We start from the raw sequence: 16,992 nt of genomic DNA on the forward strand, positions 1-16,992 counted from the left end.
CCGTCCCCTGCGTGACCCCCTGCCGGCTCAGATCTCCCGGTAGCCGAGCGCCGCGGAGATCCGTCCGGCGGCCCGGCACACGACCGGCACGAGGCCGCGCATCCGCTCGTCGGGCATGTACGGGCTCGTCGCCGACACGCTGATCGCACCGACGATCGCGCACGACGCGTCCCGCACGGGAGCCGCCACGCAGCGGATTCCGGGTTCGTTGTCCTCGAGGTCCATGGCCGCCCCGATCCGGGCGTAGTCCTCCATGCGCGCGCGGAAGTCGGCCTGCCCGCCGTGTCCGCGGGCCGGTGGTCGCGAACCCTGCGCGGCGTCGCTCTTGTACAGCGCATCCCAGCGCTCGGCCGAGTCGAGCAGCAGCGCCTTCCCGACCCCCGCGCGGGTCAGCGGCATGCGGTGACCGATGCGCGAGCGCATCTCGGCACCGCGCGATCCGGGCAGCTTGTCCAGGTACAGCACCGAGCCGCCGTCCTCGACCGCAAGGTGCACGGTGTCGTGCACGTGCGCCGACAATTCCTCGAGGATCGGGCGCGCGACCACGGGCAGCGGGTTGCCGTGGAGGGCCTTGAAACCGAGTTCGATCAACGTCGGGCCAAGGGTGTAGCCACGGCTTCCGCTGCGCAGATAACCCTCGGAGACCAGCAGCTGCACGAGCCGGTGCGCGGTGCTGCGCCCGAGCCCGGTGTGGTCGACGACCGCGCGGAGGTCCTGCGCGCCGTCGGACACGGCACGGATGACTGCGAGCCCGCGGGCCAGCGTCTGCGTGCCGGGGGGAATGGCGTTCGTCGGATCGGTCACACCCCCACTGTCCCATATATAGGGACCGGGTTCGTCATTATGGGATGCGCGTCCGATAGTGGTGTGCGTGATCCAGAACACCCCCGACACATCATCAGCGCGCCTGATCGCCCTCGACTGGGGCACGTCTTCGCAGCGTGCCTGGCTCCTCGGCGACGGCGGCCGCATTCTGGACGTTCGCAGGCCCGACTTCGGGCTGCTCGGCACCACCGGCGACGACCCGCAGTCGCGCACCCGCGCCTACGAGGCCGCGTTCGACGAGGCCTGCGGCGACTGGATCGAGGCCGCCCCCGATCTCCCCGCGATCGCGTGCGGCATGGTGGGCAGCGCCCAGGGCTGGCGTGAGGCCGGCTACCTGACGACCCCGACCGATCTCGCGATCGGCGCCGGCGACCTGACGACGGTGCCCCACGCACGCGGAGTCCTGCACCTCGTGCCCGGCCTGCGCGTCGCCTCCGCCGCCGACGGTTCGGTGCCCGGCGACGTGATGAGGGGCGAGGAGACGCAGATCATCGGGGCCCTGGGTCTGCTCCCGCCGGCCGACGGTCCGCTGACCATCGTGCTCCCCGGAACGCACACCAAGTGGGCGCGGGTCGAGGACCGCAAGATCGTCTCGTTCGCCACGTCGATGTCCGGCGAGTTGTACGGCCTGGTGATGCAGCACGGCATCCTCGGCCGCACCGCAACCACCGGAATGCGCGACGACGCCGCATTCGATCGCGGCCTCGACACGGGGACGGCGGCCCCGTCGCGCGGACTGCCGGCGGAGTTGTTCGGGGCACGCGCGCTCGTGCTCGACGGTCTCCTCGATCCGGCATCGCTTCCCGACTACGTCTCCGGCGTGATCATCGCCGACGAGGTCCGGCACCTCCTGCCCCACTACGCCACCGGGCATCGAATCCTGCTGTGCGGGAACGCCGATCTCTGCCGACGCTACGCGGCGGGACTGCGCGTCCACGGTGTGGCCGCCGACGTCGTCGCCGAGGAGGCCGCCGCGCAGGGTTTGTGGCGCGTGGCGATCGATGCGGGGCTGCTCGACACGGAACCATCCACGAATCCCGAGAAGGAGACCCTGTGAGTACTTCTGCCACGACGACGACCACCGGATTGATCGCCATCCTGCGGGGCATCACGCCCGAGGAGGTCGTCGCAGTCGGTTCCGTCCTCGTCGACGCCGGCTTCGCGGCCATCGAGGTCCCCCTGAACTCCCCGCGGCCGTTCGACTCGATCGAACGGTTGGCGACGGCCGTCGGCGACGTCTGCGTCGTCGGCGCCGGGACCGTGCTGAGCGTGGACGACGTGATCCGGGCCGAGGCCGCAGGTTCGCGGATCATCGTCTCGCCGAACACCGATGTCGACGTCATCGGCGCTGCCGTCGCCCGGAAGCTGCGCCCGTATCCGGGGGCGGCGACGCCCACCGAGGCCTTCCTCGCCGTCGGCGCGGGCGCCCGCAGCGTGAAGCTGTTCCCTTCCGATTCCGTCGGGACGGCGGGGATGAAGGCGTGGCGGGCGGTGCTGCCCACGGACGTCGAACTGCTTCCCGTCGGCGGCGTGGACCGAACCAACCTCGCCGAATGGGCCGGCGCCGGCGCGGGCGGCGCGGGCCTGGGCACCTGCCTGTACCGCCCCGGGGACGGTGCCGGCACCGTCCGCGACCGCGCCCACACCTTGATGAACATCTGGTCGGCCGACGCCGCCTGAACCGACCCCACGACGACCGGGCCACCACCACGGCCCGCCCAGGAGGACCCCATGAAGATCAAGTCACTCACCACCTACGCCGTGCCCCCGCGGTGGCTGTTCCTGCGGATCGAAACGGACGACGGCGTGGTCGGCTGGGGTGAGCCGGTGCTCGAGGGCCGGGCGGCGTCCGTCGCCGCCGCGGTGGAGGAACTGTCCGACTACCTGGTGGGGCAGGATCCGACCCAGATCGAGGATCTGTGGACGGTCATGTACCGGGCCGGCTTCTACCGCGGCGGCGGAATTCACATGAGCGCGCTGGCGGGCATCGACCAGGCCCTGTGGGACATCAAGGGCAAGGCCCTCGGTGTGCCGGCGTACGAACTTCTCGGCGGCCGGGTCCGGGACCGGATCAAGGTCTACTCCTGGATCGGCGGTGACCGCCCCGCGGACACCGCGAAGGCGGCGCGCGAGGTCGTCGACCGCGGGTTCACCGCGGTGAAGATGAACGGCACGGAGGAACTGCAGTACCTGGACTCGTGGGACAAAGTGGACCGGTGTCTCGCCAACGTCGCCGCGGTGCGCGACGCCGTGGGCCCGGACATCGGCATCGGGGTCGACTTCCACGGCCGAGTGCACAAGCCGATGGCCAAGGTGCTGCTGAAGGAACTCGAACCGTTCCGGCTGATGTTCGTCGAGGAACCCGTGCTCTCGGAGCACGTCGACGGTTTCGTCGACGTGCTGAGGCAGTCGCCGATCCCGATCGCGCTGGGTGAGAGATTGTTCTCCCGCTGGGATTTCAAGACCGTTCTGGCGTCCGGGGCCGTCGACATCATCCAGCCGGATCCGTCGCACTGCGGCGGTATCACCGAGGCCCGGAAGATCGCGCACATGGCCGAGGCGTACGACGTGGCACTCGCCCTGCACTGCCCGCTCGGGCCGATCGCCCTGGCCACGTGCCTGCAGATCGACGCGGGCTGCTACAACGCGACGATCCAGGAACAGAGCCTCGGCATCCACTACAACACGTCGAATGACCTGCTCGACTACCTCGTCGACCCGTCCGTGTTCACCTACGCCGACGGTCAGGTCCGCATCCCCACCGGCCCCGGGCTGGGCATCGAGGTGAACGAGGAGTACGTGGTCGAACGGGCAGCCGAAGGCCACCGCTGGCGCAACCCGGTGTGGCGGCACAGCGACGGCTCCTTCGCGGAGTGGTGAGGAACATGGTGCAGACCCAGAAGATCGGCCGCTCCACCGCGGTCGCGGCGCAGGCGTCGAAGGCGCGCGTCCTCATCGCAGTCATGCTGTTCGTGACCGTCGTCATCAACTACATGGACCGAGCGAACCTGTCGATCGCGATGCCCGCCATCGCCGACGAGATGGACCTCTCGAAGGCTCAGCAGGGTCTGCTGCTGTCGGCCTTCGGCTGGACGTATGCGGCGCTGCAGATCCCCGGCGGGTGGCTGGTCGACCGGATACCCCCGAGACTGCTCTACCCCGCGTGCCTCATCCTGTGGTCGGTGGCGACCGCGTTCATGGGCGTCATCGGCGGGTTCGTGGCGCTCATCGCGTTGCGACTGCTGGTCGGCGTGTTCGAGGCGCCCGCGTATCCGATCAACAACCGCGTCGCGACGGCCTGGTACCCCGAGCGCGAACGGGCGACGGTGATCGGCTTCTACACTTCCGGACAGTTCATCGGACTGGCCCTGCTCACCCCGTTCCTGTCCTGGCTGCAGTCCGTGCTGTCCTGGCACTGGGTGTTCATCGTCACCGGAACGGTCGGAGCCGTGTGGGGCGCCATCTGGTACGCGTTCTACCGCGAACCACGGGACTCCCGCGCGAACGACGCCGAGATCGACCTGATCCGCGACGGCGGCGGACTCGTCGACCTCGCCGACGAGCAGCAACCGGAACGTCCGGCCGTGACCCGCAACGACGTCGCGACGGTCCTCGGCAGGCGCAAACTGTGGGGGATCTACCTGGGGCAGTTCTGCCTCACGTCGACGCTGTGGTTCTTCCTCACCTGGTTCCCCACCTACCTCGTCGAGTACCGGGGCATGGATTACATCAAGTCCGGATTCCTCGCCTCGCTGCCGTTCGTCGCGGCGCTCGTCGGTGTGCTGTTCTCCGGGGTGTTCTCCGACTTCCTGCTCAAGAAGGGGGTCTCGCTCGGAGTCGCCCGGAAGGGTCCGATCATCGTCGGACTGTTGCTGACCGTCGCGATGATCGGGGCCAACTTCACCGACTCGACCGCGATGGTGATCGTGTTCCTGTCCATCGCCTTCTTCGGCAACGGACTCGCGTCGATCACGTGGTCGCTGGTGTCGGCCCTCGCACCGGAACGGCTGCTCGGGCTGACCGGCGGAATGTTCAACTTCATCGGCAACCTGTCGTCGATCGCCACACCCATCGTCATCGGGTTGCTCGTCACCGACGACAGTTTCGCACCGGGATTCGTCTACATGACCGTGGTGACCGCGGTCGGGATCGCGTCCTACGTCCTTCTGGTCGGGCGGGTGGAACGCGTTCGCAGCTGATCGCCGTCGAAGGGTGACCGGGGTGAGCGCCGACAGCGCTCACCCCGGTTCCTCGTCAGTACAGTGCCGCGGCGAGTTTCCGGCGCGCGGTCATGACGACCGGCTCGGCCGGGTCGAACAGTTCGAACAGTTCCAGCAGACGCGTCCGAACCCGCGTCCGGTCGTCGCCGGCGCTGCGGGCGACGACCCCGATGAGGCGGGCGAACGCCGCGTCGGGAGCCTGCGAGTAGAGCTCGACATCCGCCGCCTGCAGCTGGGCGTCGATGTCGGCCGGGGCGGCGTCCGCCGCAGCGACGGCACCGGGATCGACCGACTGCACGCGGGCGAGGAAACGCACCTGGCGGATCGCGCCCTGAGCCTCCGCATTGGCCGGTTCCGCGTCGAGAATCTTCTGGAACTCGGCCTCGGCCGCCGCCAGGTCACCCTCGTCGAGGGCCGCCTCGGCCGCGACGAAACGCGGGTCCTCCGGCTCGGGCTCGTCGGCGCTGCCGTCACCGGCGGGCGGTCCGGACAGTTTTCCGGCGGTTGCCTGCTGGACGGCGGCGAGCCACTGGCGCAGCTGCGGTTCGGGCTGGGCGCCCTGGAAGTCGGCGAGCGGTTGGCCGCCGGCGATGGCGACCACCGTCGGGACGGACTGGACGCCGAATGCCTGTGCGATGCGCGGGTTGGCGTCGACGTCGACCTTGGCGAGCACCCAGGTGCCACCGGCCTCGTGTGCCAGTTTCTCGAGCAGGGGCGAGAGTTGTTTGCACGGCTCGCACCACGTGGCCCACAGGTCCACGACGACCGGGACCTGCTGGGACCGGGCGAGGACCTCCGCCTCGAACGTCGCCTCGGTGACGTCGATGACCGGTGTGAGGCCGGTGCCGCCGGGGGCGGCCGGTGCGGCGCCGTCCCCGGAGGGTGCGGGCGCCGGCGGAGGTGGAGCGGCCGCACGCTCCTTGAGGGCGGAGAGATCGACTGCTCCGCTCATGGCTGCGGCCACTGCTGAGGAACGCGCTGACGGACGAGAACCTGGTCGAGTCACGCCCACCAGTTTGTCACGATTCGAGCGTGCGCCGGAATGCGGCCCGTGCCTACCGCGGACTCGGTCAGACGAGCGACGGTTCGCTCTTCACCGTGCTGGTCCGGGACAGTTCGGCCATACGGCCGGTGCGGGCCGCCCAGACCTCGTACACGACGGTGCCGAACGGCGGGACGCTGGCGACGAGCGCCCAGAAGATGGTGACCAGGTTCCAGCTCAGCTTGCGTGCGGTCCACAGGGAGACGAGCAGGTAGAGGACGAAGACGCCGCCGTGGATGGGGCCGAAGATCTTCACGCCGATCTCGTTGCCGTCGGCGGGCAGGTACTTGAAGGCCATGCCGATGAGGAGGCCGAGCCAGGTGAATGCCTCCAGAATTGCGACAAATCGGAAGCGCTTGGCCGTGGTGCTGAGATCGAAGACGTTCGCCATGCCGACCATTGTGCCCGACCATCTACGACGGTCCGTAGTGGTGTGAGATACACCACCACGGACCGTTGTCTGTCAAGACCTGGGGACGCGAACGATCAGGGCGTCGCCCTGACCTCCACCACCGCACAATGCCGCCGCGCCGACACCGCCGCCACGACGACGCAACTCGAGAGCCAGATGCAGTGCGATCCGGGCACCCGACATTCCCAGCGGATGCCCCATCGCGATCGCGCCGCCGTTGACGTTCACGATCTCCGGATCCAGGCCCAGCTCCCGCGTCGACGCGATCCCGACCGCCGCGAACGCCTCGTTGATCTCGATCAGGTCCAGGTCCTTCGGGTCGATTCCTTCCTTGGCGCACGCCTTCGCAATGGCCCGCGCCGGCTGCGACTGCAACGTCGAATCCGGGCCGGCAACCACGCCGTGCGCCCCGATCTCCGCAATCCAGGACAGCCCCAGCTCCTGGGCCTTCGCCTTGCTCATCACCACGACGGCGGCCGCGCCGTCCGAGATCTGTGACGCCGACCCGGCGGTGACGGTGCCGTCCTTGCTGAACGCCGGTCGCAACCTCGCCAGGGACTCGACTGTCGTGTCGCCCCGCACACCCTCGTCGGAGCCGACCAGCACGGGATCACCCTTGCGCTGCGGCACCGGAACCGGCACCACCTCGTCGTCGAAGACCCCGTCCTTCCAGGCGCGCGCCGCCTTCTGATGCGACGCCGCCGCGAACGCGTCCTGTTCCTCCCTGCTGATCCGCTGCCCGTCCTCCGCGTTCTTCGCCTCCGTCAGGCTGCCCATCGCCTGATCGGTGAAGATGTCGTACAACCCGTCGAAGGCCATGTGGTCGCGCATCGTGACGTCGCCGTACTTGAACCCCTCCCGCGACTTCTCCAGCAGGTGCGGTGCACGGGACATCGACTCCTGGCCCCCGGCGACGACGACGTCGAACTCGCCGGCCCGGATCAGCTGATCCGCCAACGCGATCGCGTCGATCCCCGACAGACACACCTTGTTGATCGTCAGCGCGGGCACGTCCATCCCGATACCGGCGGCCACGGCGGCCTGCCGCGCCGGGATCTGACCGGCCCCGGCCGTGAGCACCTGGCCCATGATCACGTATTCGACCTGTTCGGGGGCGACGCCCGCCTTCTCCAGCGCGCCGCGAATCGCCACCCCGCCCAGATCGGAACCCGACACGTCCTTCAACGAACCCAGCAACCGGCCCATCGGGGTCCGGGCTCCGGCGACGATCACAGAACTGGTCACGATTTCCTCCGCGTGAGACGAATGGGCGGGTGCCGGTCGACCGAAGTCACATCCCGACGAGAACTACCGAAACGGTAGCGCTAACGTCGGGACCATGACACAGTCCTCCCCCACCCAGTCCACGTCGCCGCTGTCCTCGGATCTGGTGACCGCCATCGATCACGTCGGGATCGCCGTCCCCGACCTCGACGCCGCCATCGCGTGGTACTCCGAGCACCTCGGCATGGTGTCGACACACGAAGAGGTGAACGAGGAGCAGGGCGTGCGCGAAGCGATGCTGAGCGTCGTCGGCGCTCCCGAGGGCAGCACCGCGCTGCAGCTTCTCGCGCCGTTGAACGAGAGCTCGACCATCGCCAAGTTCATCGATCGCAGCGGTCCCGGTCTCCAGCAGCTGGCCTACCGCGTCACCGACATCGACGCCATTTCCGCCCAGTTGCGCGAGCGTGGCGTCCGGCTGCTGTACGACGCACCCCGCCGCGGAACCGCCGACTCGCGCATCAACTTCGTCCACCCGAAGGACGCGGGCGGAGTTCTCGTCGAGCTGGTCGAGCCCTCGGCGACCCACTAGAGCTGTGGCCGGCCGCCGGGCACCAGGCGCAGAGACAAGTTCTACTTTGCCCAGGTAGATTGGCGGCCATGGTAAACGAGCAGGACCGTGGTTCGATCCCCCTTCCCTTCTCCACCGTGCGTAAGGGATTCGACCGGGACGAGGTACGCAACTACTTCGAGCGATTCGACGCCGAGCTCCGCGTCACTGCCGCCGACCGCGACGCCGCGGCGGCGCAGGCGCGGGATCTCGCCAAGCAACTCGACGACGCGCGGGACGAGATCGACGATCTCCGCAAGGACGTCGACCGCCTGTCGGTTCCGCCGACCACCGCGGAGGGAATGAGCGACCGCATCTCGCGCATGCTGCGGCTCGCGTCGGACGAGGCGTCCGAGGTGCGCGCGAAGGCCGAGGCCGACGCCGCCGAGACGATCTCCGTCGCCGAGCAGGAAGGCGCGCAGCTCCGCGGCCAGTACGAGTCGCTGGTCGCGGAACTCGAAGACCGCCGCAGCGCGCTCGAGATCCAGCACGAGCAGACCATGGCGAAGGCGCGCACGGAGGCGGCGAAGATCGTCGAGGCCGCGCAGTCCGAGCGCGACCGCCTCGCCGCCGAAGCCGAACTGCGCCGCTCGCAGGTGCAGGAAGACTTCGACCTCTCGATGTCCGAGCGCCGCCAGAAGACGATCACTGCGGTGAACGAGCTCGAGGCAACCAGCAAGGCCGAGGCGCATCGCCGTCTCGCGGACGCCACGCACGAGGCGGAGCGCAGGCTGCAGGCAGCCACCGATCAGTCGGAGCGCAAGATCGCCCACGCCAAGGAACTCGCCGAAGAACTTCGCGTGCTCCGCGGCCGGATCCTGGCGCAGCTCTTGGGCATTCGGGGGCAGCTCGATTCCGTTCCCGCCATGTTGGCATCGGTCAATCGGGAGAGCGAACTCCTGGACGCGCAGCCCGAAGCGGCGTCGTCGAAGTCGGAGCAGCGCACCGACGACAGCAAGAACGCGAACCCGAAGTCGGCGCCGGGCGCTGCCGACGACCGGAAGAACCCGAATGAGTCCGAGAAGAACTCCGAGAGCGAATCGGACAACTCCGACGAGGACACTGCGGTGCTGACGACCGTCGAGAAGAACCCGTCCACTCGGCCCGCGGGTCAGCGGACCGTGAAGACCGGAAGCTAGGACCACCTGCGGGTGAGGCCCCGGGTGCTGCGTCCCGACCAGCACCCGGTGTGCCAGTGCCGCCGGTCCTCGGCGCCGCCGTATTCGGCGGGCCAGGTGACGAGGTGGGCGACTCCGGGCCGGATGTCGTGGTCGCAGCCCGGGCACCGGTACGACTTCGTCGCCCGGGCCCCGGGAACTGTGCGGACGATGTAGCTCTCGTCCGCGTCGCCCGCGGGTCCGGATTCCTGACGCATCAGCGCACTACCGAACAGCGAGCCCTCGGAGTCGTCCGGGGGCCCACTGCGGCGCGTGTTCTTCCGCTGCGGTTTACGACGGGGCACGGGTTCAGCCTAGGCCTCAGAAGAGCCGGAACTCGGTGCTCTCGGTGCCGCGCAGCGCTTCGTAGTCGAGGACCAGGCACCGGATTCCGCGGTCGGTGGCAAGGGTTTTGGCCTGCGGCTTGATCTGCTGGGCGGCGAAGACCCCGCTCACCGGCGCGAGCAGCGGGTCCCGGTTGAGCAGTTCGAGGTAGCGCGTGAGTTGCTCGACACCGTCGATGTCGCCGCGGCGCTTGATCTCCACGGCGACGGACGCGCCGTCGGCGTTCCGGCACAGCAGGTCGACAGGACCGATGGCCGTCATGTATTCACGGCGAACGAGTGTGTAGCCGTTGCCGAGCGTTTCCACGTGTTCGGCGAGCAGCTCCTGCAGGTGCGCCTCGACGCCGTCCTTGACGAGCCCGGGATCGACTCCGAGTTCGTGGCGGGAGTCGTGCTCGATCTCCTCGATGGTGATCCGCAGTTCCTCACCGGCCTTGTTGGTCACCACCCACAGCGCTTCGGCGTCCTCGACGGAGTCCTCGACGAGCCAGCAGGGCGGGCTCATCCAGTTCAGCGGCTTGTAGGCGCGGTCGTCGGCGTGGATGCTCACAGAACCGTCGGCCTTGATCAGCAACAGGCGGCGAGCGGTGGGCAGATGAGCCGTCAAACGGCCTACGTAGTCGACTCGGCATCTGGCAATCACTAGGCGCACCCGCCCACCCTAAGGGATCGTGCCGACTAGTCTCGAATGACTATGCGCAGCCCTCGCCGATCCGTCGCCCCGCTGGGGTCGTGGTTGCTGGGATCGCCGGACGAGAGTCCCCGCCGGCGCCGCATCCGTGTCCAGTTGCTCCTGACCGCGCCACTGGTGTTCACCAATCTCGTCGGCGCGGTGATCACCTGCCTCCTCATCAGCGTCGTCGTGCCCGGACCGAGTGTATGGGCGAGCGAGTTCGCGATCGCCAACTTCGTCGCGGTGCCGGTGTTCGTGCTGTGCGCGGTGCTGATCGGAGTGACGTGGGGCACCAAGCGACTGGTGTCGGATCTGCGATGGGCGACGGAGGACGACGTGCCCACCGACCGCGACCGGTCGGCGGCGTTCCGCGCCCCGTGGCGCCTGACTCGGGTCCAGGCCGCGCTGTGGGGCATCGGGTTGGTCTTCTTCACGACGCTGTACGGCCTCGTCGATCCCCAGACCATCCCGAAGGTCGCGTTCACGATCGCGATGGCCGGCATCACGGTCTGCGCGTTCTGTTACCTGCTGACGGAGTTCGCACTCCGTCCCGTCGCAGCCCGCGCACTCGGATCCGACGGACCGCAACCCCGACGCACGCTGGGCATCACCGGCCGCACGGCGCTGGCGTGGATCCTCGGGACGGGTGTTCCCGTGCTGGGCCTGATGCTCATCGCGACCTTCAGTTTCTTCCGCCCGGCGAGCCCGGCCGGCCTCGCGGTGTCGATCCTCGCGCTCGGCGGCGTGATCCTGCTGTTCGGCCTCCTGCTCGTGGTGATCAGTGTGCGCGCCACCGAGGCGCCCATCCGCTCGGTGGCGCTGGGCATGGCGAAGGTGGCCGACGGTGATCTCGATGCCGAGGTCGTCGTGTACGACGGCACCGAACTCGGCGCGCTGCAGACCGGTTTCAACCGGATGGCCGAGGGACTGCGCGAACGTGAGCGGATCCGCGACCTGTTCGGGCGGCACGTCGGGCAGGACGTGGCGTCCCAGGCACTTCGGCACAACCCCGAACTCGGCGGGGAGGAACGCGACGTGGCGGTGCTGTTCGTCGACATCATCGGGTCCACCACGATCGCGGCCACCCGGTCTCCGGGGGAGGTCGTGGATCTGCTCAACCGGTTCTTCGACGTCGTCGTCGACGAGGTCGATCGGCGGGGCGGGTTCGTCAACAAGTTCGAGGGCGACGCCGCGCTGGCCATCTTCGGGGCGCCGATGGCGTTGGACGACCACACCGGCGCTGCCCTGTCCGCTGCCCGGGTCCTCCGCGCACGGCTCGCCGAGGAGGTGCCGGAATGCGATGCGGGGATCGGGGTGGCGGCCGGTCGCGCCGTGGCCGGAAACATCGGCGCCCACGAACGTTTCGAGTACACGGTGATCGGTGATCCGGTCAACGAGGCGGCGCGGTTGTCCGAGCTCGCCAAGAACGTTCCCGGGCACGTCGTCGCGTCCGAGCGGGCGATCGACGCGGCCTCGGAAGACGAAGGCACACGGTGGCGATGCACCGACACCGTCACCCTGCGCGGACGTCTCGAGCCGACCACGCTGGCCGTTCCCGCCGAACTACTTCCCGCCGGTTCCGCCGCCGACGATGAGGGCGCCGACTCCGTCGAGTAGCCGGGCGAGGCCGAATTCGAAGGCGTGGGCGGGAGAGAACGCGGCGTCGTGGTACTGCCCCGCCGTGGCCCCGACCCGGGCGGCGAGCGGGAACCGTTCGGCGTCGAAGACCTTCTCGAAGTGCGGCGCGACGCTCTCCCACCACTCGCTGTCCGCCTCACCCCGGGCGGCGAGCGCGGCCGCGTCCACCGCCGCCCGCGCCGCGCCGGCCACGAAACTGTCGAGGAGCGTGACGACGGAGTCCATGTCGAGGTCCGGCAGTCCCAGCCCCTCTACCGCGCGCAGTTCCCGTTCGTACTTGGTCATCCCGCCGGGCCCGAGGACCGGCCGGCTCAGCGCGACGACTCCGAGCATCCACGGGTGCGCGCACAGCAGTTGGAAATAGTCGTGCGCGGCGGCCGTGAGACGCTCCCGCCACCCGGCGCCGGTGTCGTCGCCCGAGTCGAGTGTGGACAGCGCGCGATCGAGCATCACCTCCACCAGCTCCGTCTTCCCGGGAACGTGCGTGTACAGCGACATCGCCCCGACGCCGAGTTCGGCCGCCAGCCGGCGCATCGAGACGGCGTCGAGCCCCTCCGCATCCGCGACGGCGACGGCGGCCTCCACGATCCGGTCGAGTGTCAGTCCGGGCTTGCCGTTGCGGGGACGCGAGATCGGCGTGCTGCCGCCACCCCACAGCAACTCCATGGTGCGGGCGGGGTCGCCCTCCGGTGTCGCGCTTCTACCCATGCCGAGATCTTCCCACGGCGCCCGGGAACAATTCCGCCCGTCTCCTCGTTGACGTACGGCGTACCATAAACCGCGCGAAAGGTGCAGTTGTGACAGCAGAGACCGCCCTCGCCACCTGCGCGGCCACGTTCGTTCCCGCCGATCCTCCCCGTGACTCCCGCCTTGTGTTCTGGTGCGACTCGCCGGACGGGGCGGGGCCACCGAGCACCGATTCCCACACCGGGATCTTCACCGGCAGCGAGGTGAGCACCGTTCCGACGCAGTATGTTTCCCTCGCCGACGCGCTGCCGATGCTGCTTTCGCTCCCACCCGGCCGTACGGCCCATCGATCGGTCGCGTTCTGGTCCGCCTGCGCCCACACCGCCCTCGAGTACCTCGGAGCGGGCAAGGTTCTTCCCTCGATCACACGGCACGGCCGCGACGCCTGGCGGCTCGGCATCCTCGACGACCAGGACGCAGCGCACCTGCGTCTGCTGGCCGCCGCGCTCCCGCCCGAAGCCCGCGCGATACCGCTCGGGGAGCCACCCAGCGAGGGGGTTCACCTCCCCGCTGCCACGGAGCTCCTACGCGACTTCCTCACCTCGGTCGTCGACACCATCCCGCGCCTCGGTTCGCAGGCCGGCGCCGGACCCTACCTGGCCTGGGATGCCGACCCCTCGCCGGAACTGCAGGCGTGGACGGATGCGCTCGCGCCCGAAGCGATCGCGTTATCGTTGCGGATCGACCCCGTCGACCCCGGCGCGGTCGATCTCGCGGACAGCGAGTTCGATGCCACGCTCCAGGTTCACGGTGTCGCGCGGCCCGGAGTGGTGTGCGACGCCGTGGACCTGTGGCGGCATCCGGCGCTCGCCGAGTCCGCGTTCGCCGCCGACCCGCGGATCGAGGTTCTGGAGGCCCTCCGCCGCGCGGCCGAGGACTGGGCGCCTCTCGAAGATCTGCTGCGAGCGGAGGTCCCGCACCGTGTCCGCCTCGAGGACGACGACGTGGCCTCCCTCGCCGGGGATTCCGGGCGTCGACTGCGGGAGCGGGGCGTCGAGATCCATTGGCCGCGCGAACTCGTCGCCCACACGTCGACCCGCATCGTCCTCGGCGACCCCGGATCCCGCGAGGGCGCAGCCGCTTTCGGCGGCGACCGCGCCTTCGACTTCGACTGGCGCGTCGCGGTGGGCGCAGATGTCCTCACGCGGGAGGAGATGGAAGAGCTCGTCTCCGCGAAGCGGGCGGTCGTGAAACTCCGCAATCGGTACGTCGTCGCGGACGCGGAGACGATACGAAAGACCCTTCTGCGGCGGACCGGAAGGATGACGGCCGTCGAGGCCCTGCGTGCCTCGCTGACCGGCCGGGCCCGGCGCGGCGAGGAGGACGTCCGCGTCGACTCCTACGGGGCGGTCGCGGCCGTGGCGCGGGAGCTGTCGGACGGGGATCCGGCGGCCCTGCCCGTTCCCGCCGCACTGCGTGCGCAGTTGCGCGACTACCAGCTGACCGGCTTCCGCTGGCTCGCCGGGCTCACGTCACGGGGCCTGGGCGCCTGCCTCGCCGACGACATGGGCCTGGGAAAGACGTTGACGCTCATCGCGCTTCACCTGCACCGGCAGCAGGACCCGGACACGGCAGGACCTGCACTCGTGGTCTGCCCCGCGTCCCTGCTGGGGAACTGGCGGCGGGAGATCGAACGTTTCGCACCGGGCACCGGAGTCCTCGTTCACCACGGTCCGGGGCGCCGGCTGCCTCCCGGCGAGACGGTCGCGGACGGCAGCGACACCGTCGTCCTCACCACGTACGCGACGATGCGGCTCGATTGCGAAGTCCTCGCCGCGACGACGTGGGGTCTGGTCGTCGCGGACGAGGCGCAGCACCTGAAGAACCGGGCCGCTGGAGTGACGCGGGCACTGCGGTCGATTCCGGGACAGGCCCGCGTCGCCCTCACCGGCACACCGGTGGAGAACCGGCTCAGCGACCTCTGGTCGATCCTCGACGGCGTCACCCCGGGTCTCCTCGGCCCGTTCGCGCAGTTCCGGCGCCGCTACGACAGCTCGGCCGACGAGGGCGGGCCCGACCGGGCGCCGGAGTTGGCGGCGCTGATCTCACCGTTCGTTCTCCGGCGCAGGAAGTCGGATCCGGGGATCGCCCCCGAGCTTCCACCGAAGACGGAGATCGACCTCGACGTCACGCTCACCCCGGAGCAGGCAGGCCTGTACGAGGCGCTCGTCCGCGAAGCCATGGAGCGGATCGCGACGAGCGAGGGCATCGGGCGGCGCGGCAGCATCGTGTCGCTGCTGACCGGCCTGAAGCAGATCTGCAATCACCCCGCCCAGTACCTCGGCCAGGAACACGCCGCGCTCACCGGCCGTTCCCAGAAGATCGGTCTGCTCGACGAGCTGATCGACACCAACCTGGCCGAGGGCGGGCGGTCGCTCGTGTTCACCCATTTCGCCACGATGGGACGACTGCTGCGACGGCACCTGACGACGCGCGGGGTGACGTGCGAATTCCTGCACGGCGGCACGTCCGTCGCGGCCCGGGAGGAACTGGTCGAACGCTTCCAGAGCGGTGACGTTCCCGTCCTGATCCTGTCCCTCAAGGCCGCCGGCACCGGGTTGAACCTCACCCGGGCCGATCACGTCGTCCATTTCGATCGCTGGTGGAACCCGGCGGTCGAAGACCAGGCCACCGATCGCGCGTATCGCATCGGTCAGACGCATCCGGTCGTCGTGCACCGGCTCGTCACCGCGGGAACCATCGAGGAACACATCGCCGCCATGCTCGCGTCCAAGCGGCAACTCGCCGACTCGGTCCTGTCGCACGGCGTCGACGCCTTCACCGAGCTGACCGACGGCGAACTCGCCCGGCTGGTGGCCCTGAGCCCCGACTACGACTTCGGAGGTGACCTGTGACCGACGCCGTCACGCATCCCCGCTTCCCCGCGCAGAAGGGCCGCCGCACACGCGGCAGGACCTGGTGGGCGCAGCGCTGGGTCGACGACGTCGAGCAGGCCGCGCTCGACTCGGACACGCTGAAACGCGGACGCGCCTACGCCCGTGGCGGACTGGTCGGTCCGCTCACGTTCGCGCCCGGCCTCGTCTCTGCGGACGTCCACACCGACGACGAGAGCCTGCACGTGCGGATCCGGGTGGACCCGCTGGACGAGCGCCAGTGGGGCGAGGTGCTCACGACCCTCGCGTCGCGCAGCGGTCACGTCGCCCAGTTGTCGAGTGGAACGCTCCCCCGCGAACTCGACGAGGATCTCGCGGCCGTCGACGTCTCACTGATTCCGTCGATGTTCGACGCCGACGCGACGTGCACCTGCGAGGAGTGGGACGTGCCGTGCCGCCACGCCGCCGCGGTGCTGTACCAGGCCGCATGGGTCCTCGACGACGACCCACTGCTGTTCTTCCTCCTGCGCGGACGCGACGGACAGGAGATCGTGCACCGCAGGCACGACGCGCACGCGGAAACGTCCCGGTCGTCCTTTGACGATTCGTGCGTCCCGGTGCCCGCGACGACCGCCTACGCCGCAGTGCCCGGACCGCTTCCGGCGCCGCCTCGCCCCGGCGGAAGCCCGGTGCGGCCACGCTGGTTCGACGACGCTCCCCCCGAAGTTCGGGCCGACGCCGTCTGGTCTGCGATCGTCACTGCGATTTCGCGATACGGAGACCGTGCCTGAGGTCGTCCGCAGGCCCGGGCACCAGACTCGGTGCGACTACCCGGGCCCCGGTCGCCGGATACGGCGTGCAGATCTGGACGTCGTGCACGAAGCACCAACGCCAGTTGTCACCCGCATGGAGCGACTGGACTATCGGATGACCGCTGCGTTCCGCATGATGACGCGCGTGCCGCATCGGTGATCCGTCACTGCATCCGACGTAGCCACACGTCAGGCACAACATCAGGTGCTCCCAGCGGGTACCGAGTGCGAGACAGCCCTCGCACCCGTCCGACGTGTGCGCGACGACATCGCGGATCATGTTCAGATCGGGATCGTGCCAGTTATTGGATTGGGTCATAATTGCCACCCCTCAGTTACCAAGATTGGCGGCTTATCCGTCTCGCCACATGGTCACCGCGGAACGAAAGAATCCCCTGAAATCCGGCCCGGCCGGACAGCGTCCCGGTTTCGACGGCGCAAAACGGGGTAGTTCCAT

17 protein-coding genes are annotated in these 16,992 nt (G+C 69.3%); 9 read left to right on the forward strand and 8 right to left on the reverse strand.

Annotation, left to right across the window (positions count from 1 at the left end; genetic code table 11):
• Nucleotides 1-27: 27 nt before the first annotated feature.
• Nucleotides 28-804 (reverse strand): IclR family transcriptional regulator, encoded by a 777-nt coding sequence (locus tag ROP_RS05725; protein WP_012688386.1) that lies wholly within the window; start codon nucleotides 802-804, stop codon nucleotides 28-30.
• 67 nt (nucleotides 805-871) lie between these two features.
• Between ROP_RS05725 and ROP_RS05730 the strand changes: the two genes are divergently transcribed.
• From ROP_RS05730 to ROP_RS05745, 4 genes are read left to right on the forward strand one after another with little or no spacing between them, the layout of a single operon-like run.
• Nucleotides 872-1,882 carry a 2-dehydro-3-deoxygalactonokinase gene (locus tag ROP_RS05730; RefSeq protein WP_012688387.1) on the forward strand — a complete coding sequence of 337 codons (1,011 nt, stop codon included), beginning with the start codon at nucleotides 872-874 and terminating at the stop codon, nucleotides 1,880-1,882.
• Complete coding sequence (locus tag ROP_RS05735) at nucleotides 1,879-2,505, forward strand: 2-dehydro-3-deoxy-6-phosphogalactonate aldolase (RefSeq protein ID WP_012688388.1); 627 nt, start codon at nucleotides 1,879-1,881, stop codon at nucleotides 2,503-2,505. The genes ROP_RS05730 and ROP_RS05735 overlap by 4 nt, the downstream gene beginning before the upstream one ends.
• A 51-nt stretch (nucleotides 2,506-2,556) precedes the next feature.
• Nucleotides 2,557-3,705, forward strand: coding sequence for a galactonate dehydratase (gene dgoD / locus ROP_RS05740; RefSeq protein ID WP_012688389.1), 1,149 nt, complete (start codon nucleotides 2,557-2,559; stop codon nucleotides 3,703-3,705).
• Nucleotides 3,706-3,710: 5 nt separating this feature from the next.
• Nucleotides 3,711-5,024: an MFS transporter gene (locus ROP_RS05745; RefSeq protein ID WP_012688390.1), complete on the forward strand. Its 1,314-nt coding sequence runs from the start codon at nucleotides 3,711-3,713 to the stop codon at nucleotides 5,022-5,024.
• Between the two features lie 55 nt (nucleotides 5,025-5,079).
• On the opposite strand, the gene ROP_RS05750 is transcribed toward ROP_RS05745, so the two are convergent.
• The 3 genes from ROP_RS05750 to ROP_RS05760 form a co-directional block, all read right to left on the reverse strand.
• Nucleotides 5,080-5,997, reverse strand: coding sequence for a tetratricopeptide repeat protein (locus ROP_RS05750; protein ID WP_012688391.1), 918 nt, complete (start codon nucleotides 5,995-5,997; stop codon nucleotides 5,080-5,082).
• 118 nt (nucleotides 5,998-6,115) lie between these two features.
• Nucleotides 6,116-6,487: a DUF3817 domain-containing protein gene (locus ROP_RS05755; protein WP_012688392.1), complete on the reverse strand. Its 372-nt coding sequence runs from the start codon at nucleotides 6,485-6,487 to the stop codon at nucleotides 6,116-6,118.
• Nucleotides 6,488-6,550: 63 nt separating this feature from the next.
• Nucleotides 6,551-7,744, reverse strand: a complete 1,194-nt coding sequence (locus ROP_RS05760) for an acetyl-CoA C-acetyltransferase (protein WP_012688393.1) — start codon at nucleotides 7,742-7,744, stop codon at nucleotides 6,551-6,553.
• A 94-nt stretch (nucleotides 7,745-7,838) separates the two neighbouring features.
• On the opposite strand from ROP_RS05760, the gene mce reads away from it, so the two are divergent.
• Nucleotides 7,839-8,312, forward strand: a complete 474-nt coding sequence (gene mce / locus ROP_RS05765; protein WP_012688394.1) for a methylmalonyl-CoA epimerase — start codon at nucleotides 7,839-7,841, stop codon at nucleotides 8,310-8,312.
• 68 nt (nucleotides 8,313-8,380) lie between these two features.
• Entirely contained in the window at nucleotides 8,381-9,469 is a 1,089-nt protein-coding gene (locus ROP_RS05770; RefSeq protein WP_012688395.1) for a hypothetical protein, read from the forward strand.
• Here ROP_RS05770 and ROP_RS05775 read toward each other — a convergent pair.
• Nucleotides 9,466-9,792: a hypothetical protein gene (locus ROP_RS05775; RefSeq protein WP_012688396.1), complete on the reverse strand. Its 327-nt coding sequence runs from the start codon at nucleotides 9,790-9,792 to the stop codon at nucleotides 9,466-9,468. The genes ROP_RS05770 and ROP_RS05775 overlap by 4 nt on opposite strands.
• A gap of 16 nt (nucleotides 9,793-9,808) precedes the next feature.
• Complete coding sequence (nucS, locus tag ROP_RS05780) at nucleotides 9,809-10,483, reverse strand: endonuclease NucS (protein WP_043824264.1); 675 nt, start codon at nucleotides 10,481-10,483, stop codon at nucleotides 9,809-9,811.
• A 36-nt stretch (nucleotides 10,484-10,519) separates the two neighbouring features.
• Between nucS and ROP_RS05785 the strand changes: the two genes are divergently transcribed.
• Nucleotides 10,520-12,121 (forward strand): adenylate/guanylate cyclase domain-containing protein, encoded by a 1,602-nt coding sequence (locus tag ROP_RS05785; RefSeq protein ID WP_012688398.1) that lies wholly within the window; start codon nucleotides 10,520-10,522, stop codon nucleotides 12,119-12,121.
• On the opposite strand, the gene ROP_RS05790 is transcribed toward ROP_RS05785, so the two are convergent.
• Nucleotides 12,068-12,850, reverse strand: coding sequence for a TetR/AcrR family transcriptional regulator (locus ROP_RS05790; protein WP_012688399.1), 783 nt, complete (start codon nucleotides 12,848-12,850; stop codon nucleotides 12,068-12,070). The two genes, ROP_RS05785 and ROP_RS05790, sit on opposite strands and share 54 nt — an antisense overlap.
• Before the next feature lie 89 nt (nucleotides 12,851-12,939).
• Between ROP_RS05790 and ROP_RS05795 the strand changes: the two genes are divergently transcribed.
• The gene (locus tag ROP_RS05795) at nucleotides 12,940-15,744 is read left to right on the forward strand and encodes a DEAD/DEAH box helicase (protein ID WP_012688400.1); all 2,805 of its coding nucleotides are present in this window, start codon (nucleotides 12,940-12,942) and stop codon (nucleotides 15,742-15,744) included.
• The gene (locus ROP_RS05800) at nucleotides 15,741-16,514 is read left to right on the forward strand and encodes an SWIM zinc finger family protein (RefSeq protein ID WP_012688401.1); all 774 of its coding nucleotides are present in this window, start codon (nucleotides 15,741-15,743) and stop codon (nucleotides 16,512-16,514) included. The genes ROP_RS05795 and ROP_RS05800 overlap by 4 nt, the downstream gene beginning before the upstream one ends.
• Here the strand turns inward: ROP_RS05800 and ROP_RS41005 are convergent.
• Complete coding sequence (locus ROP_RS41005) at nucleotides 16,480-16,854, reverse strand: UBP-type zinc finger domain-containing protein (protein WP_072946961.1); 375 nt, start codon at nucleotides 16,852-16,854, stop codon at nucleotides 16,480-16,482. The genes ROP_RS05800 and ROP_RS41005 overlap by 35 nt on opposite strands.
• Between the last annotated feature and the right edge of the window lie 138 nt (nucleotides 16,855-16,992).

The organism is Rhodococcus opacus B4, assembly GCF_000010805.1.
In the GTDB taxonomy this organism is placed as follows: domain Bacteria; phylum Actinomycetota; class Actinomycetes; order Mycobacteriales; family Mycobacteriaceae; genus Rhodococcus_F; species Rhodococcus_F opacus_C.